The organism is Sporosarcina sp. SAFN-015 (assembly GCF_051966875.1).
In the GTDB taxonomy this organism is placed as follows: domain Bacteria; phylum Bacillota; class Bacilli; order Bacillales_A; family Planococcaceae; genus Sporosarcina.
The window spans coordinates 137,882-157,683 of the sequence record NZ_JBQCKP010000010.1; the positions used below are offsets into that span (position 1 = coordinate 137,882).

The 19,802-nt window shown below is 42.8% G+C and carries 22 protein-coding genes; 15 read left to right on the forward strand and 7 right to left on the reverse strand.

Annotated elements, in window-relative coordinates:
* The first annotated feature begins 29 nt into the window (after window positions 1-29).
* From rpoD to ACTHPA_RS16420, 6 genes are all read left to right on the forward strand, one after another.
* Complete coding sequence (rpoD, locus tag ACTHPA_RS16395; protein ID WP_440501734.1) at window positions 30-1,202, forward strand: RNA polymerase sigma factor RpoD; 1,173 nt, start codon at window positions 30-32, stop codon at window positions 1,200-1,202.
* A gap of 70 nt (window positions 1,203-1,272) precedes the next feature.
* A complete protein-coding gene (locus ACTHPA_RS16400) occupies window positions 1,273-1,689 on the forward strand; it encodes a hypothetical protein (protein WP_440501735.1) in 417 nt (138 codons plus the stop codon).
* Between the two features lie 85 nt (window positions 1,690-1,774).
* Window positions 1,775-2,917, forward strand: a complete 1,143-nt coding sequence (locus ACTHPA_RS16405) for an acyl-CoA dehydrogenase (RefSeq protein ID WP_440501736.1) — start codon at window positions 1,775-1,777, stop codon at window positions 2,915-2,917.
* A gap of 136 nt (window positions 2,918-3,053) precedes the next feature.
* Window positions 3,054-3,434 carry a cytochrome c550 gene (gene cccA, locus ACTHPA_RS16410; RefSeq protein WP_440501738.1) on the forward strand — a complete coding sequence of 127 codons (381 nt, stop codon included), beginning with the start codon at window positions 3,054-3,056 and terminating at the stop codon, window positions 3,432-3,434.
* Between the two features lie 109 nt (window positions 3,435-3,543).
* Window positions 3,544-4,242, forward strand: coding sequence for a tRNA (adenine(22)-N(1))-methyltransferase (locus ACTHPA_RS16415; RefSeq protein WP_440501739.1), 699 nt, complete (start codon window positions 3,544-3,546; stop codon window positions 4,240-4,242).
* Window positions 4,239-5,357 (forward strand): Nif3-like dinuclear metal center hexameric protein, encoded by a 1,119-nt coding sequence (locus tag ACTHPA_RS16420; RefSeq protein ID WP_440501741.1) that lies wholly within the window; start codon window positions 4,239-4,241, stop codon window positions 5,355-5,357. Before ACTHPA_RS16415 ends, ACTHPA_RS16420 begins: the two co-directional genes overlap by 4 nt.
* Window positions 5,358-5,412: 55 nt before the next feature.
* Here the strand turns inward: ACTHPA_RS16420 and ACTHPA_RS16425 are convergent, their stop codons facing one another.
* Window positions 5,413-6,393 carry a 4-hydroxy-3-methylbut-2-enyl diphosphate reductase gene (locus tag ACTHPA_RS16425; RefSeq protein WP_440501743.1) on the reverse strand — a complete coding sequence of 327 codons (981 nt, stop codon included), beginning with the start codon at window positions 6,391-6,393 and terminating at the stop codon, window positions 5,413-5,415.
* A gap of 64 nt (window positions 6,394-6,457) precedes the next feature.
* Window positions 6,458-6,889, reverse strand: a complete 432-nt coding sequence (gene vrrA, locus ACTHPA_RS16430) for a VrrA/YqfQ family protein (protein ID WP_440501745.1) — start codon at window positions 6,887-6,889, stop codon at window positions 6,458-6,460.
* A gap of 112 nt (window positions 6,890-7,001) precedes the next feature.
* On the opposite strand from vrrA, the gene ACTHPA_RS16435 reads away from it, so the two are divergent.
* A complete protein-coding gene (locus ACTHPA_RS16435) occupies window positions 7,002-8,303 on the forward strand; it encodes a DEAD/DEAH box helicase (protein ID WP_440501746.1) in 1,302 nt (433 codons plus the stop codon).
* A 7-nt stretch (window positions 8,304-8,310) separates the two neighbouring features.
* Window positions 8,311-9,198, forward strand: coding sequence for a deoxyribonuclease IV (locus ACTHPA_RS16440; protein WP_440501773.1), 888 nt, complete (start codon window positions 8,311-8,313; stop codon window positions 9,196-9,198).
* 55 nt (window positions 9,199-9,253) lie between these two features.
* Here ACTHPA_RS16440 and ACTHPA_RS16445 read toward each other — a convergent pair whose 3' ends face one another.
* Entirely contained in the window at window positions 9,254-9,499 is a 246-nt protein-coding gene (locus ACTHPA_RS16445) for a hypothetical protein (RefSeq protein WP_440501748.1), read from the reverse strand.
* Window positions 9,500-9,618: 119 nt separating this feature from the next.
* Between ACTHPA_RS16445 and ACTHPA_RS16450 the strand changes: the two genes are divergently transcribed.
* From ACTHPA_RS16450 to ACTHPA_RS16460, 3 genes are read left to right on the forward strand one after another with little or no spacing between them, the layout of a single operon-like run.
* Window positions 9,619-10,383 carry a metal ABC transporter ATP-binding protein gene (locus tag ACTHPA_RS16450; RefSeq protein ID WP_440501749.1) on the forward strand — a complete coding sequence of 255 codons (765 nt, stop codon included), beginning with the start codon at window positions 9,619-9,621 and terminating at the stop codon, window positions 10,381-10,383.
* Window positions 10,384-10,385: 2 nt separating this feature from the next.
* Window positions 10,386-11,252 (forward strand): metal ABC transporter permease, encoded by an 867-nt coding sequence (locus ACTHPA_RS16455; protein WP_440501751.1) that lies wholly within the window; start codon window positions 10,386-10,388, stop codon window positions 11,250-11,252.
* Window positions 11,249-11,665, forward strand: coding sequence for a Fur family transcriptional regulator (locus tag ACTHPA_RS16460; RefSeq protein WP_440501752.1), 417 nt, complete (start codon window positions 11,249-11,251; stop codon window positions 11,663-11,665). Before ACTHPA_RS16455 ends, ACTHPA_RS16460 begins: the two co-directional genes overlap by 4 nt.
* A gap of 28 nt (window positions 11,666-11,693) precedes the next feature.
* Here the strand turns inward: ACTHPA_RS16460 and ACTHPA_RS16465 are convergent, their stop codons facing one another.
* From ACTHPA_RS16465 to ACTHPA_RS16480, 4 genes are all read right to left on the reverse strand, one after another.
* Window positions 11,694-12,278, reverse strand: a complete 585-nt coding sequence (locus ACTHPA_RS16465; RefSeq protein ID WP_440501754.1) for a 5' nucleotidase, NT5C type — start codon at window positions 12,276-12,278, stop codon at window positions 11,694-11,696.
* Window positions 12,275-13,399, reverse strand: coding sequence for a flavodoxin-dependent (E)-4-hydroxy-3-methylbut-2-enyl-diphosphate synthase (gene ispG, locus ACTHPA_RS16470; RefSeq protein WP_440501756.1), 1,125 nt, complete (start codon window positions 13,397-13,399; stop codon window positions 12,275-12,277). Before ispG ends, ACTHPA_RS16465 begins: the two co-directional genes overlap by 4 nt.
* Window positions 13,400-13,488: 89 nt before the next feature.
* A complete protein-coding gene (locus tag ACTHPA_RS16475; RefSeq protein ID WP_440501758.1) occupies window positions 13,489-13,815 on the reverse strand; it encodes a hypothetical protein in 327 nt (108 codons plus the stop codon).
* 45 nt (window positions 13,816-13,860) lie between these two features.
* Window positions 13,861-14,364, reverse strand: a complete 504-nt coding sequence (locus tag ACTHPA_RS16480) for a DUF1189 family protein (RefSeq protein ID WP_440501760.1) — start codon at window positions 14,362-14,364, stop codon at window positions 13,861-13,863.
* A gap of 202 nt (window positions 14,365-14,566) precedes the next feature.
* On the opposite strand from ACTHPA_RS16480, the gene ACTHPA_RS16485 reads away from it, so the two are divergent.
* The 4 genes from ACTHPA_RS16485 to ACTHPA_RS16500 all read left to right on the forward strand — a co-directional run bounded on the left by ACTHPA_RS16485 (window position 14,567) and on the right by ACTHPA_RS16500 (window position 19,708).
* Window positions 14,567-16,198, forward strand: coding sequence for a Na/Pi cotransporter family protein (locus ACTHPA_RS16485; RefSeq protein WP_440501761.1), 1,632 nt, complete (start codon window positions 14,567-14,569; stop codon window positions 16,196-16,198).
* 25 nt (window positions 16,199-16,223) lie between these two features.
* On the forward strand, window positions 16,224-16,709 hold the full coding sequence (locus tag ACTHPA_RS16490) for a DUF456 domain-containing protein (RefSeq protein ID WP_440501763.1): 486 nt from the start codon (window positions 16,224-16,226) through the stop codon (window positions 16,707-16,709).
* Window positions 16,710-16,794: 85 nt separating this feature from the next.
* Window positions 16,795-17,397 carry a superoxide dismutase SodA gene (gene sodA, locus ACTHPA_RS16495; protein ID WP_440501765.1) on the forward strand — a complete coding sequence of 201 codons (603 nt, stop codon included), beginning with the start codon at window positions 16,795-16,797 and terminating at the stop codon, window positions 17,395-17,397.
* Window positions 17,398-17,500: 103 nt separating this feature from the next.
* A complete protein-coding gene (locus ACTHPA_RS16500; RefSeq protein WP_440501767.1) occupies window positions 17,501-19,708 on the forward strand; it encodes a peptidoglycan D,D-transpeptidase FtsI family protein in 2,208 nt (735 codons plus the stop codon).
* Window positions 19,709-19,802 lie beyond the last annotated feature (94 nt).

Sequence of the window (19,802 nt, forward strand, 5' to 3'; positions counted from 1 at the left end):
TTCCGGTGAATTAAGGAGGAACGGGTATTATGACTAAAGAGCAATCAGGAGAAATGGAGCACGAAATGACATTAGATGAAGCAAAAGCAGGTTTATTGGAAGCTGGTAAAAAAGCGGGAGAACTAACGCTGGAAGAAGTGACGGAGAAATTATCCGTCTTTGAAATGGAGCCTGAGCAGTTCGAAGAGTTCCTTGACCAAATCGAAGCCGCAGGCATTGAAATGGAACGTAAAGATGAAGAGGAAACGAACGCTAAGGATGAAGAACAATTTGACTTGAATGACCTAAGCGTTCCGCCAGGTGTGAAAATTAATGACCCTGTACGTATGTATTTGAAAGAAATCGGCCGAGTCGACTTATTGACCGGAGATGAAGAAGTGAAATTGGCCATTGCCATCAAAGAAGGCGTAGAAGCAGAAGAAAAGCTTACTGAAATGAAAAAACCCGATCCTTCCCTTCTAGAGATTGTCGAAAAAGGTGAAAATGCTAAGAAGAAGTTAGCAGAAGCCAATCTACGGCTAGTTGTAAGTATTGCAAAGAGATATGTCGGACGCGGTATGCTCTTCCTTGACTTGATTCAGGAAGGAAATATGGGTCTTATTAAAGCGGTTGAAAAGTTCGATCATACAAAAGGATTCAAATTCAGTACGTATGCAACATGGTGGATTCGTCAAGCAATTACAAGGGCGATAGCAGATCAGGCGCGGACTATCCGAATCCCGGTGCATATGGTCGAGACCATAAATAAGCTGATTCGAGTACAGCGTCAATTACTTCAAGATCTTGGTCGTGAACCATCCCCAGAGGAGATTGGCGAAGAAATGGATCTGACAGCAGAAAAAGTGCGCGAAATTCTAAAAATCGCTCAAGAGCCGGTCTCCCTTGAGACACCAATCGGGGAAGAGGACGACTCACACTTAGGTGATTTCATCGAAGATTCGGAAGCACAATCGCCATCAGACCATGCTGCCTATGAATTACTTAAAGAACAATTGGAAGATGTTTTGGACACGCTGACAGACCGTGAAGAAAACGTGTTGCGATTACGTTTCGGTTTGGATGACGGTAGAACGAGAACGTTGGAGGAAGTAGGGAAAGTATTCGGAGTTACACGTGAGCGAATTCGTCAAATTGAGGCGAAAGCACTTCGAAAACTAAGACACCCATCCCGCAGCAAAAGATTAAAGGACTTTTTAGAATAATCATCCGCATCGGCATAAAACATGCCGGTGCGTTTTAACTTTGTATTTGAATGATGATTAGGGGCGAAATATGATGAATGATCAGCGTAAAAAGATCATTATAGCTGAAATCAATTACTGGAAACAAAATAAATTGCTGCCTGAACATTACTGCGATTTTCTCATTACACTATATTCACAAGGGGATCACGACGAGGAGATCAGTGCAACGCAAGCTATTCTGTCAAAAAAGAAAATGAAGAAGAATGCACGCGCAATCCTCATCCAATCGTTATACATACTCTTTGCATTCGCTGTGCTCGGCATCTCTTTAAAGATATGGACACTCTATTTCGAAGGACAAAATATGCTGTTAGTTGGTTTTTTAATCGTGAACTGTTTATTGTGGCTATTAGCTGGAAGACTACTGAAGCAACTATATTTTACAATTTCAGGAGCTGCAGGGTTAGTTTTGATCGTCGTTTTCATTATAAAGTCGGTAATCTAGCATCCTCCGAAAGAAAGATTGTGATAATGCCGATCATTTCGGTATAATTGAAATGTAAGCGTTCACAACAAAGGGGATGAATAAAATGAATTTCGATTTGACAGATGAGCAACAGATGATCAGGAAGATGATGAGGGAGTTTTCCGATGAAGTCGTTGCACCAGGAGCAATTGAACGAGATCGCACAAAAGAATTTCCAAACGAGATATTCAAACAGCTGTCTGAAATGGGAATGATGGGATTGCCATTCCCTGAGGAGTATGGAGGAGCGGGTGCAGATACGACCAGCTTTGCGATCGTGACGGAAGAGCTGAGCCGTGGGTGTGCTTCCACCGGTATTACATACTCCGCACATATTTCCTTGGGAGGCGCACCGCTTTATCTATTTGGAACGGAAGAGCAAAAGCGTAAATATTTGACGCCGATCTGTACGGGAGAATCATTTGGTGCATTTGGTCTTACCGAACCGAATGCGGGGTCTGACGCCGGGGGGACACAGACAACCGCGATAGAAGATGGCGATGATTTTGTTATTAATGGATCGAAAGTATATATTACAAATGCAAGTTACGCTAAACATTTGGCGCTTACAGCAATAACGGGAAATAAGAATGACAAGAAAGAAATTAGTGCCATTATTGTACCAACAAATGCAGAAGGGTTCACGATTATTGACAACTATGAAAAGATGGGGTTACATGCTTCGAATACTACTGAACTCGTACTCGATAATGTGAGAGTTCCTAAAGAAAACCTTCTTGGGAAGCGCGGTGAAGGCTTCCGGCAATTTCTTGTCACGTTGGACGGTGGCAGAATCGGAATAGGAGCAATGGCTGTTGGTATTGCACAAGCCGCTTTTGATAGGGCGTTAAAGTATTCGAAAGAACGGAAGCAGTTTGGGAAAACCTTATCAGAATTCCAGATTACTCAATTTAAGTTGGCTGATATGGCAATGAAAATTGAATTAGCAAGAAATATGGTTTATAAGGCGGCATGGTTGAAAGACCAAGGAAGACCGTTCACGAAAGAAGCTGCCATGTGTAAACTGTATGCCTCCGAAATTGCGATGGAAGTTGCAGATCAAGCAATCCAAATTCACGGAGGATATGGCTATATGAAGGAGTATGAAGTTGAACGCTATATGAGAGATGCGAAATTGCTCGAAATCGGAGAAGGTACGTCAGAAGTGCAACGTATGGTTATTGCAAGACAAATTGGCTGTCACTAAGAAAAGTATGTCCAAATTGTCACAAAACGTTAAATGTATATGGATAACTCTTTCAGTTTTCATCTGGATACAGTACAATATTAGATGTGCACTGTATATTTTTACAGAATAATTCCTGGTGAAGGAGGGTAATTCGATGAAAAACAATCCTGTAGTGCCTTATATCCTGATTTTTGCGCTAGGATTAGGACTTATTTTCTTCATGTCCTTATACGGTATCGAGCAGAAAAAAGAAATTGCTGGAGCAGATGAGGAAGGTAAAACTGAGGAAACAACTGATGATACAGCAGCATCTGAGGACTTTGATCCTGAGAGCTATGCCCAAGGGCAATGTATCAGCTGTCATGGCGGTGACTTGACTGGCGGGTTCGGACCTAGTCTACATGGTCTATCACAGTCCAAAGATGAAATCCACGATATCATTAAAAACGGTCAAGGTGGAATGCCTGCGTTCGGCGGTAAAATATCGGATGAACAAATTGACCAATTGGCAGAGTATATCTTAACACTTAAATAAGTACGGGAAGCCATCGGTGGTGTTTTTACAGCCTCCGATGGCTTTTTCAATTCTGGCAAAGACAGTGATATTCCCTTACAATAGTGAGTATTAGAAAGGCGGGGATCTATTGAATTCCGAAAAATTATCAAAAAGGCTAGAAGCGGTTGCATCGTTTGTCGAACAAGGGGCAATTCTAGCGGACATTGGAAGCGATCATGCATATTTGCCTTGCAATTTAGTAAAGGCAGGAAAAATCTCTAAAGCAATCGCAGGGGAGGTAGTGAAAGGGCCGTATGAATCAGCGGTAAGAAACGTACGTAAGAAAGGTCTTTCAGATGTAATTACTGTTCGTCTAGCGAATGGATTGGAAGCTATTCAAGAATTTGATGGAGTAGATACAATTTCCATCGCAGGAATGGGTGGACCTTTAATTGCATCTATATTAAAAAGCGGGATGGATAAACTGCAAAACGTTAAACGTATTATCACACAACCAAATATACATTCATTATCAATTCGCGAGTGGGCCGTGCAAAACGGATGGAAAATTATCGACGAACAGATTTTGAAGGAAGATAATAAAATTTACGAAATTGTCGTCCTTGAAAAAGGACAAGCGGAATATGACGAGTTGGAAATGGTCGTTGGCCCTATTTTGCTCAAACAAAAATCAGAAGTTTTCATCGAAAAATGGAAACAGGAATCAGATGAATGGAAAAGAATTCTCGCAGCTTTAGACAATGCGGGAGATACGAATGAAATCGAAGAAAGAAAGAAACAATTACAAAAGAATATCGAGTTAATCGGAGGGGTTTTGAAGCATTGAAAAAAGCGAATGGATATGAAATAATCACCCTTTTTGAACAATGGTCGCCAAAACGATATGCGGAAGATTGGGATCCGGTCGGATTGCATATAGGTCAGTTGAATCGTCAAGTCGAAAAGGTGCTTATCACATTAGATGTCAACGAAGCTGTTGTAGATGAAGCGATTGAAAAAGGAGCTAATCTGATCATTGCGCATCATCCTCCCATATTTCGTCCGATGAAAAATATTTGGACAGACACGCCGCAAGGGAGGCTTGTTGAAAAATGCATTAAACATGATATTTCTGTTTATGCTGCACATACGAATCTAGATGTTGCTCCTGGTGGAGTGAATGATTTGCTCGCTTCCCGTTTAAAACTTAAAAATATAGAAGTGATGGAACCGACTATTTCTGATTCACTTTACAAATTGGCTGTCTTTTGCCCAGTCGAGCATGCGGATGAATTACGGGAAGTGTTAGCGCGGTCAGGAGCAGGCGCTATCGGAGATTATGCCGGATGCAGCTTTTCGTCCACAGGAACTGGACGTTTCACCCCGTCAGCAGGTGCAGATCCATTCATTGGTGAAATCGGGAAAATGGAAGAGGTAACTGAAGAGCGTATCGAGGTTGTCCTTCCAGGACCGCTTCGATCGAAAGTGCTGAAAGCGATGTTGTCGGCACATCCGTATGAAGAGCCTGCTTATGACTTTTTCGTGTTAGATCAGAGGACTGAAGAATTTGGGCTCGGAAGGGTAGGCGCATTGCAAGAGGCTATGGAACTTAAAGAGTTTGCCCAATTCATCAAAGGAGCTCTAGACGTCCCTGCAGTCAGAATTGTAGGCGACGCGTCAAAACTTGTCCGAAAGGTTGCCGTACTTGGCGGTAGCGGCAGTAAATATATAAGAGCGGCAAAACGAAAAGGTGCAGATGTATTCGTTACTGGAGATATGGATTTTCATAGTGCACAGGAGGCGGAACTGATGGACCTAGCCATCGTAGATCCAGGCCATCATGTAGAAAAAGTGATGATTGAAGGAGTGGCCCGCCATATGGAACAGGCATGCACGGAAAAAGGCTACGAAGTTTCTTTCATCAAATCAGAAATCGATACGGAACCATTCCGATTTATATAACAAAAAAAGGCTGTTCCATGTCGATGTACGACGACGGAACAGCCCGTTTACTCTGTTATTCTGTTATTGCATAAGGTTCGATGCGTTTAACCGGTTCTGGATTTTTGATTTTTGGCAAAATCCGCTCCAGTTTAAATTTCCGTTCAGGTACATGAGTCGACGGATCTTCCGGGTCGAAGCTTTCCAAGAAAGCAATCACTTCGCGGACAATTAACGTTGGCGTTGATGCTCCAGCTGTGACTGCGACTGTTTCGATGCCTTCCAGCCAATCGATATTAATCTCGGAAACATCTGAAATTCTGTATGAAGGCGTATTGGCAATTTCCACAGATACTTGTGTCAAACGGTTGGAGTTATTACTTTTAGGATCTCCGACAACGATTAACAAATCCGCTTCTCCTGCCTGCTCCGCTACAGCTTCTTGTCTCACTTGTGTGGCAAGGCAGATTTCCTTGTGCACTTCAATGTGAGGGAATTTCTCTTTCAACGCATCCATAATATGAGCAACGTCCCATTGACTCATCGTCGTCTGATTCGTTACAAGCAGCTTTTCATTATCGAGTAATAGGCTATCGACATCGTCAAGCGTCTCGATCAGATGGACGGCATGAGGCGCGACGCCAATCGCTCCTTCTGGCTCAGGATGATGTTTCTTTCCGATATAAATGATATCGTAGCCTTCTGCAGTCTTTTCTGTGATCAGATCGTGAGTGACCGTAACATCGGGGCAAGTTGCATCAATAGAAACGAGCCCTTTGCGTTTAGCCAATTCTCGAACTTCCGGTGACACGCCGTGCGCAGTGAAAATAACAGTACCCGTTTCCACTTTTTCGAGGATTTCCAACCTGTTTTCACCATCCAACGTGATGATGCCATCTTCCTCAAATGCATCTGTGACATGTTTATTATGAACAATCATGCCTAATATATAAATAGGTCTCGGCAAAGTTTTGTCGAGTGCTGCATTTCTCGCGATTACCATTGCATCGACAACCCCGTAACAATAGCCGCGCGGGGAAATCTTTTTGACTTTCATTCACTCCACACTCCTCTAAAGGGATCTGTATCCATTATAGCGGAGTCAGGCGCACGTTTCAAAATTATAATTTGGGAGGCTGAAAGATCCGTGGATTTGAAACGCCGGGTTGCGGACTTGGTGCGCCGGCGGATGCGGCGTTGGAAGCTGCTCCCGCTGCTCCTCCCGCAGAAGGAAGCGACTGGAAGCCTTTATATAATCTCCACATCGCAGGCAAGTTCTGGAACATGGGAGCAATTTGCTGGACTAGTGGTGCGTATTGTTGTGCGGTATTTAAAAACCGGTTCGCTGTTTGCATGTACATTTCCATTTTGGATGTATTTTGAAACGGAGCCGGTGCGGACGAGCCGAACGGATTTCCCATCGGAGACCCTTGAAAAGGTTGTCTCGGTATTTGGGAGAAGTTCTGCTGTTGCTGTGGGCCGCGGAATGGCTGCCTCATTGCAAACGGCGAATTTTGCGCACGAGCGAATGGATAGAAGGATTCGTACCTCATGGATAACCCCTTTCATTTGGTCATTGTGAACTTTCACTATCTATACTATGCCAAAATCGCATACTGCGGAACGGAATCATGCTACAATAGGAATACGTTAGGAGGCATACGAATGTCTAAATTCACTGATTATCAATTCAAACCTTTCCTTAGGGAGGCAATTGCCCGGTTGGGGTTTGAACACCCTACACCGATACAAAAAGAAATGATCCCTTTAATCCTTAAAGGGTCCAATGCGATCGGACAAGCACATACAGGTACAGGTAAGTCGCACAGCTTCCTTATTCCGATCCTTGAACGTCTGGATGAGGAGAAGGAAGAATTACAAGCTGTCATCACTGCACCGACGAGAGAACTCGCATTGCAGCTATATGAAGAATTGAATAAAATGACAGAAAAAACGAGTATCCGAAGCTCGCTTTTAATTGGAGGAACTGATAAGCAACGTTCCATCGACAAGCTTAAATCGAATCCACACATCATTGTAGGAACGCCTGGCAGAATTCGTGATCTTGCAGATGAAGGGGCTTTAGCAATTCATACAGCAACTATTCTGGTAATCGATGAAGCCGATTTGGCATTTGACATGGGATTCATCGAAGATATTGATAAATTTGCTTCTAAAATGCCGACGGACTTGGAAATGTATGTTTTTTCAGCAACAATTCCTGAAAAATTAAAGCCATTCCTGTCTAAGTATATGGAGAGCCCTGTTCACGTACAGATCGGGAATAAAAAGCCTTTAACCGAAGGTATGAAATATTCACTAGTACCTGTACGGAGCATGAACCGTAAGAAGAAGCTATTGCATGTTTTGGAAGCCATTAATCCATACTTAGCGATCGTCTTTACGAACACGAAGCAAAATGCCGATGAGATCGCTGATTACTTAGCAGAACATGGCATTAAGGCGGGCAGAATCCACGGTGATTTATCCCCACGCGAACGTACAAGGATGATGAAACAGATCAGAGATCTCGAGTATCAATATATCGTAGCAACTGACCTTGCAGCACGTGGGATTGACATCCCTGGGGTGAGCCATGTCGTCAACTATGAATTGCCTGATGACTTGGAGTTCTTTATCCACCGTGTAGGAAGAACAGCCCGGGCAGGCCTTGAAGGTATCGCCATCACAATGTATGAACCTTCGGAAGACGACAAAATTGTACAAATTGAAAAGATGGGCATCCCATTCATCCATGAAGATGTAAAAAAAGGCGAGTGGATTGAAGTCAAGGAACGCCATGCGCGGAAGAAGCGTGTCAAAGAAGTGGATGAACTTGATAAAAAAGCAACTTCATACGTTCGTAAACCATCAAAGGTCAAGCCTGGATATAAAAAGAAAATGGCTAAAGACGTAGAGAAATTCAAGAAGAGGGAAAGGAGATTGAAACGAAGAAATGAAAAATGATCTACCATTGCTATTAGGTTCACATGTTTCGATGAGCGGCAAAAAGATGCTCCTAGGATCTAGTGAAGAGGCGTTGGGCTACGGCGCTACAACATTCATGATTTATACCGGAGCTCCGCAAAATACGCGTAGAAAACCGATTGAAGAATTGAATATTGAAGCGGGATTATTGCATATGAAAGAGAATGGCCTATCGAATATCGTTGTCCACGCTCCATATATCATTAATATTGGTAATACGACTAAGCCTGAGACGTTCAGATTAGGCGTAGACTTTCTGCAGCAGGAGATTCAAAGAACAGCGGCTCTTGGGGCAGATCAAATCGTTCTGCACCCTGGTGCGCATGTCGGTGCAGGGGCAGATCAAGGAATTGCTAAAATTATTGAAGGATTGAATGAAGTTCTTGCTGAAGATTCGACAGTCCGAATTGCGCTTGAGACGATGGCAGGAAAGGGCAGCGAATGCGGAAGAAACTTTGATGAGATTGCAAAAATCATTGACGGTGTTCACAACAATGAACGCCTTTCGGTTTGCTTCGATACTTGTCACGTACATGATGCAGGCTATGACATCGTTCATGATTTCGATGGTGTGTTGCAAGAATTCGATAACATTATTGGGAAAGAAAGAATTTCAGTCATCCACGTCAATGACAGTAAAAACGAACGCGGTGCAATGAAAGATCGTCATGAGAATATCGGGCATGGACATATCGGCTTCGACGCGCTCAGTTACATCGTTCATCACCCAGAGTTCATATCAATTCCTAAAATCCTTGAAACGCCTTTCGTAGGCAATGATGCCAAAAACAAAAAAGCGCCATATCAATATGAAATTGAAATGTTGAAATCGAAAACATTCCAAGCAAACCAACGTGAGCTTTTATTAGTATGAAAATGGTGAAAACCCGCTAATTGGTCATTCCAATGGCGGGTTGCTTTTTGCGTATTTAAATCATATCCAAATATTGTCGGAATAACTCTTCTCCCTTTTTTTCCCCGACAGCACGTTTCACTTTGGCGATGAAGCTTTCCGGAATGCCGGTAAAAATCCAGTGGAATGAAATTTCATCAAGCAAAGGACGCAACGCCCTAATTTCTTTTATTGATAAATTGATGCCATACGCATCTGCCAATAATTTGGCTTCTTCATCACTCTTCCTTTTTATTTCATTCAATATTTGCATATAATCCAAATTGCACCATTCCTTCTTAATTAGTTGTGTCCGGCCGAATCTTCCTATATACTTCTACTAGTGATCGTAATCGTAATCGTTCCTGTTTACATTTTTTCAACAGAAAGGGATTCTACTATATGACAAATACAATAATTGAATGTATCGATGTCAGTTTTCGGTATGAACAGTCTACCGTTCTCGAAGATATATCATTGGAAGTAAAAGAAGGGGAGTTCTGGGCGCTTATCGGGCCGAACGGTTCAGGAAAATCAACTCTAATCAATATCATCTTAGGATTATTGAAGGCGGATCAGGGGACAGTGAAGCTATTTGGCCAAAATGTTGATTCCTTCAAGCAAAGGGAGCGTATTGGATATGTCTCTCAAAAGTCGAATTCATTCAATTCGGGGTTTCCAGCGACAGTTCTCGAAGTGGTGAAAAGCGGTCTTACGCGAAAGGTCGGTTTATTTAAAAGTTTTTCAAAGCACGATGAGCAAAAAGCATTGGAAGCTTTGCGAATCGTGAAAATGGACCAATTCGCATCCCGAAATATCGGAGAGTTATCAGGCGGCCAGCAGCAACGTGTCTTCATCGCTCGTGCATTAGTAGGGGAACCGGATTTGCTGATTATGGATGAACCGACTGTCGGAATCGATCAGAAAAACGTAGCTTCGTTCTATTCTATGCTGAATGAATTGAACCGTGAACATGGTATTGCAATCCTGCTCGTTACCCATGAAATTGACCTTGTAACTGAGCTGGCGACACATGTAGCGTGTCTTAATAGGTCTATCCATTTCCATGGAGTGCAATCTGAATACAAGAAGATGAATGATGTAGACATATCGTTATGGTACGGTCACCCTGTACGGCGCGTCCATCAAGAACAAAGGGAGGTTTGACCGTGATTAGTGCTATACTCACATATGAATTTCTTCAAAATGCATTCTTGTCTGGACTAATCATCGGGGTCATCGCACCGTTGCTTGGGCTATTCATCGTTGTAAGAAGGTTGGCGCTTATCGCAGATGCTTTAAGCCACGTTGCGTTGGCCGGAATAGCGGGGAGCCTTTTTTTAAGTCAGTCAGTCCTTCTTTTTTCCACTTTAAATCCGGTATATTTAGGAATGGTTAGTGCGGTAGGGGGATCATTGTTGATTGAACGGCTGAGGGGTGCATATAAGCATTTCGAAGAGCTGGCAATCCCTATCATCCTTTCCACCGGTATTGGGTTCGGTGCGATTTTCATCTCCTTGGCGAAAGGATTCGGCTCTGACCTTGTCGGTTACTTATTCGGCTCCGTTTCAGCTGTAAGCCGGCAGGATTTATGGATTATCATCATTATCGCCATCGTCGTCCTTGCGTTTATTCGATTTTTCTATAAAGAAATGTTCGCTTTGTCATTTGATAAGGAATATGCAAAGGTCTCAGGTGTCAACGGAAAGATCATTCAAACGGTTTTCATGATTATCGTCGCACTTGTCATCGGTGCATCAATGAGGATTGTCGGAATCTTGCTCGTTTCGTCGTTGATGACAATACCGGTTGCAGCTGCCATACAGCTTGCTAAGAGCTTCAAGGGGGCGCTTATTTACTCCGTCGTCATTGGTGAGCTGTCTGTCATTATAGGGCTGTTTGCAGCATTTCATCTGGATATTGCTCCGGGAGGGACGATTGTCATCACGTCTATCATCATTTTATTGCTTGTGTTAAGTTGGAATAAAGTGAAAGGCAAACAGTCTACCCGGAAAAGGAAGGGGGAATTCGCATGACTCTCGATGAAGCATGGCGCATTTTGCAAGAGCAGCAGTTCAAAAGGACAAAAAATCGCGAGACGATTTTAGAATTCTTTTCTGAGAATGATAGGTATTTGACAGCGATGGAAGTTAGGAATTTCATGGCTTCGGATAATCCTGGCATTAGTTTTGATACGATTTATCGCAATTTGACGACCTTTTCGGAGCTTGGTATTTTGGAAGAGACCGAATTGAATGGGGAGAGGCATTTTAGGATGCAATGCGATCATGGCGTCCATCATCACCATTTTATTTGCACGGCATGCGGCAAAACGCGTAACATAGCGCATTGCCCTATGGAATCGATTACGGTGAATTTACAAGGCTATGAAGTACAAGGCCATAAATTCGAAATCTACGGCAAATGTCCGATTTGTGTGGAACAATAAAAAGGAGTAGGGGAACCCTACTCCTTTTTCAATTCACTTTTTCTTGAATGGGAAACAGCTTTTTGATCCACTGGTCGGCTTCTTGCCAACTTGTCACTCGTATTACACCTTCCGGAATCGGTTCGCGGTTATATGGTGTATCAAAGAGAAGGACAGGAATGTTCAATTCCTCATGAATCGTGACTGCGTTATCATGCTTGTCTTCAAAAAACGCATCGACATTGAACTTTCTCGCCGTCTCAATTTTATGATGGCTGCCAATCAGTTCGATATGGTCATAAGGGATTTCCTCACGTTCAAACCAATCGAGCGTACAATCAGCCACGTTTTGACCGCGGGCGGAAATATAATAAAGCTCGTAATGCTCCCGCCATTGAGACAAGATCATTTTCGCGAATTCCTGTGCTGGAGACGTTTCGTAAATTGTCATTTCCGCTTGACGGTACCAATCATAAAACTCTTTTTCATCGACAGGAAAAGCTTTTGTCAAATCATATTCTTTAATATCGTCTAGAATCAGATTGCATCCAAATTGTGCATTGATATGTGGAAGAAGAGAGGTGGGACATGTTACTGTCCCATCGATATCAATGCCGAAACGGATTTTCCTCATTCAGAGGCACCACTTTGAAGAAGCAGCTCTTCTTGGCGTTTCTTTTCGAAGTATTCTTCAGCAAGCTTGTCGATCTCCATTTTTAGTTCTTCCACCATTGTTTCCTCAGGCACTTTACGGACGGTTTTTCCTTTCATGAAGAGCAATCCTTCTCCACGTGCACCTGCAATCCCAATATCCGCTTCACGCGCTTCTCCAGGGCCGTTTACGGCGCAGCCCAATACTGCTACTTTTAACGGTGCTTTAATCGTAGAAATATATTCCTCTACTTCATTTGCAATGGAGATCAAGTCAATTTCAATACGTCCGCAAGTCGGACAAGAGATTAGCGTGGCGGCATTTGAAGAAAGACCAAATACTTTTAACAGTTCTCGTGCCACTTTTATTTCCTGTACAGGATCTGCGCTCAATGAAACACGCAGCGTATTCCCGATACCTGCTGAAAGCAATGTACCCAGTCCTGCCGCACTTTTGATGGATCCAGCGAACAATGTTCCAGACTCTGTAATCCCGAGGTGCAATGGATAATCGAATGCAGCAGCAGCTTTCTTGTACGCTTCGACTGCCAAATTCACGTCTGATGCTTTCAATGAAACGATAATGTCATGAAAATCGAGATCTTCCAGTATTTTGATATGGTGCAAGGCACTTTCAACCATGCCATCTGCAGTCGGATAACCGTATTTTTTCAAGATGTGCTTTTCAAGTGAACCAGCGTTTACACCGATTCGAATCGGAATACCTTTTTCTTTCGCCGCTTTGACGACTGCTTCCACTTTTTCCTGACGACCGATATTACCCGGATTGATCCGGATTTTATCTGCGCCTTGCTCGATTGCGATCAATGCAAGTTTATAGTCGAAGTGAATATCGACAACGAGCGGGATATTAATCCTTTCTTTGATAGCACCGATAGAATATGCAGCGCGTTCGTCCGGACATGCAACACGAACGATTTGACAGCCGGCTTCTTCCAGACGTAAAATCTCTGCCACCGTTGCCTCAACATCATGTGTTTTAGTTGTTGTCATACTTTGGATGAATAGTTCGTCACTGCCGCCGATCGTCAAATTGCCTACCCGTACAGGACGTGTTTTGGATCTGTGTATTATTTCACTCATGGGTATATTCTCTCCTTACAAACTCATAACTAATATCTATTTTAGCAATCAATCGGATGAAAAAACAAGGGACACCGCTTGAAACATCATTAATTGCAATTATCTTGTCCCGTTTCCGAAAGGGGAAGCTGAACGGAAAGACCGCCAATTAGCTCTTGGTTTCGAAGATGGGGATTCAGGGAATAAAAAGCTGATAATCTTTCTACAAAAGTAGATTCCGGATCTGGGTACATTGCAAAAAGGGATTCAATCGTATCACCTTGGATTGTTGTCACATGTATGCTTTCCATTTTCGTTTCTTCACAAGGCTGTTCATTCCCAAAAAACGATGCTAAAGGGATTGTCCCATCCCCCAAGTCAATTCGGATAATGTGAAAGGTAAGAAATAAAATTACGGCTACGAATAAAGTACGCATGTACATTCCCCCTTCCCACACAATATGCGGGAATTTGGAAAGTATTCATCTAGGTGCTTTTGGATAATACTTGAGAGCGACAATTAGGTAGCCAATATGGATTAAGGACGAGAAAAGAATGCCGAAAGTTTCCCAAGCTGGCAAGAAATCTAGAAATATCGTCAACAGCAATGGTACGGTGATAGCTATGGCGGCAGTCCGCCAAATAAAGCGGTATTCTATACGCCTCTTCATTAACTTGCCGATCCATATACCGATAGCTGCAAATAAGCTGATTCGGACAAATACGTAAAATGTCGAAATGACAAATTGAAAAATAAAGGCCATTGGATAAATAAGCCCGCCGATCGTTTCACTATACTCTGTCAGTTCAGGAGAAGCTTCAAACAATTCGGTATCGCCAATAGAGAAGCGAGTAATTGAAATAAGTGTCATGACGAATATAAAAAAGAAAGCATAACGGATAACGCGCCCGATTGGAAGGAGCCGGAATGCTGCAAGTTTTTTCGGCTCATGGAACGCTGCCAAAAATATTTGATGGAACTTCAAAAGTTGGACCTCCTTTACTTACTGATAGTCTACCATGTATGCAAGTGGGAAGTATGGATATCAAATTCGACAGAAGTATGACTTTTTTTCGCTGGATTGTTAAGGCTATGTAAAGATTTGCTCACTTCTATTTACAATTCGTTAACATAGTCAACATAATGGGAATGCTTAAAGATAATGTATGATGGAGGTATACTAAGTAATGGAAATAAATTGGCAGGAAGTGCTCTTTCAATTTCTAGGGGGTCTTGGGATCTTCCTATTCTCCATAAAGTATATGGGGGATGGCTTACAAAAAGCCGCAGGGGATAGGCTAAGGAGTATTTTGGATAGATTTACGACAAACCCGTTCATGGGTGTCCTCGTCGGAATTATCGTGACCGTACTCATACAGTCGAGCTCGGGTACAACTGTTATTACCGTCGGTTTGGTAAGTGCAGGCTTTATGACGCTTCGCCAGGCAATCGGCGTTATTATGGGCGCAAATATTGGGACGACGATTACAGCATTCATTATAGGTCTTGATGTGGGTGCGTATGCATTGCCAATTATGGCGCTTGGTGCAATTCTAATTTTCTTCTTTAAAAAGAATACTATTAAAAACTTTGGTGAAGTTGTATTTGGATTTGGGGGCCTATTCCTCGGGCTTGAGCTAATGAGTGAAGGAATGAAGCCTCTAAGGTCGCTCTCCGCATTCTCTGACTTTACGGTTTCAATGGCTGATCATCCAATACTTGGAGTTGTTGCGGGAACTATCTTCACACTTATCGTCCAAAGCTCAAGTGCAACTGTCGGGATATTGCAAGGGCTGTACGCAGAGAACCTTGTCTCGCTTCAAGCCGCTTTACCAATTCTTTTTGGAGATAATATCGGAACAACGATCACAGCAGTTCTTGCGTCGATTGGCGCGTCTGTGGCAGCAAGAAGAGCAGCTGCGGCACATGTTCTCTTCAACGTCGTTGGTACAATTGTTTTCATGATTCTATTATATCCGTTTACGCTTTACGTTGAGTGGATTTCAGGTCTACTAGCTCTGGAAAGTAAAATGCAAATCGCATTCGCCCACGGTACTTTCAACGTGTTGAATACCGTTATTCAATTTCCTTTAATTGGTGCTTGGGCATTACTCGTGACGAAAATTATTCCTGGTAAGGATGTGACAATCGAGTACAAACCAAAGCATTTGGATCCGAATTTTATCAATCAATCTCCTTCCGTCGCAATTGGACAAGCGAAGGAAGAAATTATTAGGATGGGTGATTTTGCGGTACAAGGTATGGAAGAAACATATGAGTATTTGAAGACGAGCAACAAACGCCATGCTGAAACAGCTTATCAGATAGAAGACGCGATCAATAATTTAGACCGTAAAATTACTGATTACCTTGTAGATATTTCTGCGGTTAATATCTCTCCGATTGAGTCTGCAAGACATGTCATGCTTATGGATACGGTACGGGATATTGAACGGATTGGAGATCACTTTGAAAATATAATCGAATTGATCGATTTCCGGGAAGTGAACCGTGTCAGATTGACTGAGGATGCGATGAAAGATTTAACAGAAATGTTCACGTTGACAATTGCTACCGTTCAAAAGGCAGTGCGCTCACTCGATATGAATGACGTCGATTTAGCGAAAGAAGTTGCTGAGCAAGAGGCTTTGATCGACAAGATGGAACGTAAATTCAGGAAGAACCATATTGTTCGTTTGAATGAAGGGCATTGTTCTGCGCAATCAGGGATGGTATTTGTCGACATCGTTTCCAACCTTGAACGAATCGGCGACCATGCTGTAAATATTGCAGAAGCCATTTTAGGAAAACGGGTATAAGATTGAAAAACAAGGAGGGAATGCAATGGAAATAGCAGGATGGATCGCAGCCATTGTCATGTTCATCATCGCCTTCATCGGTTTATTCTATCCGATCATTCCTTCCGTATTTTTCATAATCGGTGGATTCTTGTTTTATGGATGGATTGTTTCTTTTGAGGAGATGACTTGGTTGTTTTGGGTAATCCAAGTGTTGTTCGTCATTTTGCTGTTTGGTGCGGATACACTTGCGAACTTTGTTGGTGTCAAGAAATTTGGCGGTTCAAAGGCCGGTATGTGGGGAAGCACAATTGGACTGCTTATTGGTCCTTTCGTGATTCCAGTAGCGGGTATCCTCATCGGTCCATTCCTAGGTGCGTTCCTGTCAGAACTGCTAGTGACGCGTACTGGTGTAAAACAATCATTGAAAACAGGTGTAGGTTCAATTGTTGGCTTCTTCACTTCCATCGCCGCTAAAGGTGCGGTCATGTTGCTTATGATTGGAATTTTCATACTCTATGTTACAACGTAGTTCATTTCAATTGAATGGCCTCCCAAATTTTGATAATGTTTATTGTGTAGGATAAATTATGAATCAATTGAGGAGGAATGGACAAATGGCTTACAAATTACCAGAACTACCATACGCATACGATGCACTCGAGCCGCACATCGACAAAGAAACGATGAACATCCATCACACGAAACATCACAATACTTATGTGACTAACGTGAATAATGCATTGGAAGGGCACGAAGATTTGGCATCTAAATCTGTTGAAGAGCTTATTTCCAATCTGGATGCTGTTCCTGAAAACATCCGTACGGCTGTCCGTAATAACGGCGGCGGTCATGCTAACCACACATTCTTCTGGAATATCCTTTCACCAAACGGTGGCGGAAACCCAACTGGAGAACTTGCTGAAGCGATCGACAAGAAGTTTGGAAGCTTTGATGCATTCAAAGAAGAATTTGCAAAAGCGGCTGCAACTCGTTTCGGTTCAGGATGGGCTTGGCTTGTTTCCAATAACGGCGAACTTGAAATCATGTCTACTCCAAACCAAGACTCTCCATTGATGGAAGGCAAGACGCCGATCCTTGGACTTGACGTTTGGGAACATGCTTACTACTTGAACTACCAAAACAGACGCCCTGATTACGTTTCTGCATTCTGGAACGTAGTAAACTGGGATGAGGTTTCTAAAAACTTCGGTAAATAATGTAATGCAACCAGGCATATATCCTGTTCGTCAGGATATATGCCTTTTTTTATTTTAAAATGCTATAATTGAATAATGGACTAATAACGTAAGGGGAATACATATGAAAAAGCCGATGCGCAAAGTGGATCAAGCGAAAATCCGTCAACGGAAACATATTGCCTTCAGGATGAACCTACTCTTCTTTTCAATCTTCATCCTATTTTCCTTGCTCATTTTTCGACTTGGATACTTGCAGATCGTCAAAGGCGAAGAGTATACGAGAGAATTGGAGAAGAAAGAGGAAATTGCAGTCAATACGAGTGTACCTCGAGGCAGAATTTATGACCGGACAGGGAAGGTGCTTGTCGATAATAAACCTATGAATGCCATAACATATACGAAGACAACTTCCACGACTTCACAGGAAATGCTGGAAATTGCAGAAGGTTTATCCGAATTAATTCACCAAGATACGAAAAGGGTGACTATCGGAGATAAGCGAGACTTCTGGATTTTATTGCATCCCGAGGAAGCCGAGGCGAAAGTGAGTAAAAAGGAACTTAAGGAAATCAGCAAAGATGGAACTGTTTCCAAACAGGACATTCAACGCGAGGTGACTCGTTTGACACGTGAACGGATTACGGATGAAGAGCTGAACTCCTTCACGGATCACGAGCTTGAAGTGCTGGCAATCTATCGTGAAATGATGTCAGGCTATGCTTACTCCCCACAGATCATTAAAAGTGGAAATGTTACCGAAGAGGAGTTCGCAGCAGTGTCGGAACGGTTGAGTGACTTTGAAGGGGTCAATACGACGACGGACTGGGAGAGGGTGAAATTCTCGGACAGTACGATTCTTGGAACGATGACAAGTTCCATCGAAGGGATTCCAAAAAGTCATCTCGATTATTATTTGGCAAGGGATTATTCAAGGAATGACCGGATTGGCAGGAGCTATTTCGAGCAGCAATATGAGGAACTGTTGAAAGGGCAAAAAACGATCGTTAAAAATGTAAAAGATCGAACAGGTCGCGTCATTGAGACGAAAACAGTGAGAGAAGGGGAGCCGGGCAAAGATCTTGTGTTATCGATGGACAGTGATTTGCAGGAATCTTTGGAAAAACTCATATCAGAGAAGCTTCTTGAACTGAAGAAAGACTCGCGATCCGGATTGATGGACAGGGCATTCCTCATAATGATGGACCCGAATAATGGGGAAGTGCTTTCATTGGTCGGTAAACGATTAGTGAAAGATGAGGATTCGGGCAGATGGGAAGTTCGTGATTATGCGTACGGCACATTCACTTCCGCTTATGAAGTCGGATCCACTGTCAAGGTAGCGACAGTTTTGGCAGGTTATAGCGAAGGAGTTCTGTCGGTCGGTGAAGTGAAAATTGACGAACCGATGAATATTGCCGGATTATCCAAAAGATCCCTGTTCAATCAGTACGGACGGGTGGCTGTCGATGATATTACGGCGCTTGGCAGGTCTTCTAACGTTTATATGTTCAAAATCGCCATTTCAATAGGGAATGGAGTTTACAGACCTTTTAAAGCACTTCCAATTGATATTGCCGGTTTCGATAGGCTCCGTAACGCATATGCATCCTTCGGCTTAGGAGTAAAAACGGGAATCGACTTGCCTGGAGAATACACAGGTGTCACAGGTACGGATACACGTTCTGGTAAGTTGCTTGACTTTGCCATCGGACAATTTGACACATATACTCCGTTGCAGCTTGCTCAGTACGTCTCAACTGTTGCGAATGGTGGTTACAGAGTTGCACCGAAAATATTAAAGGAAATTAGAGAACCCTCAATAGATGGAGAAACGTTTGGCGCTTTATTGCAGGAAACGGAAGTGAAAGTGCTTAATCGTATAAACAATACGGAAAAAGAAATTGAACAAGTGAAAAAAGGGATGCACTACACGTACTACGGACCAAACGGGACTGCTCCGAATCTATTCAATGGGGCTTCCTACACGGCTGCTGGGAAAACGGGTACTGCTCAATCTTTCTACTATGGGGATGATAGGAGTAAGTATGGTATGGCTTCGGTGAACTTGACACATGTAGGGTATGCACCTGCTGAAAACCCTGAAGTAGCATATGCAGTTGTCATTCCATACGCTTCGACCGACCGAAGTAATTACATTTCACAAAACATAGCGATGAAAGATATCGTCAGAACGGCCCTAGACTCCTATTTTGATTTAAAAGAGGAGCGGGCGAAGACCAATGTTCCTGAAACGACCGATCAAAAAATAGACCGTCGATTTGAAAAAGAGAAAGAGAAAGAAAAAGAAAAAGAAACGAACGAGAAATGAGAAAAGCTGCCCAACCGTGATGTGACCCCTAAAAGTTAGAGTTTTATATTACGCAGCTAGTTGGCTGGTGTGAAGACGGTATTGAACCGGACTC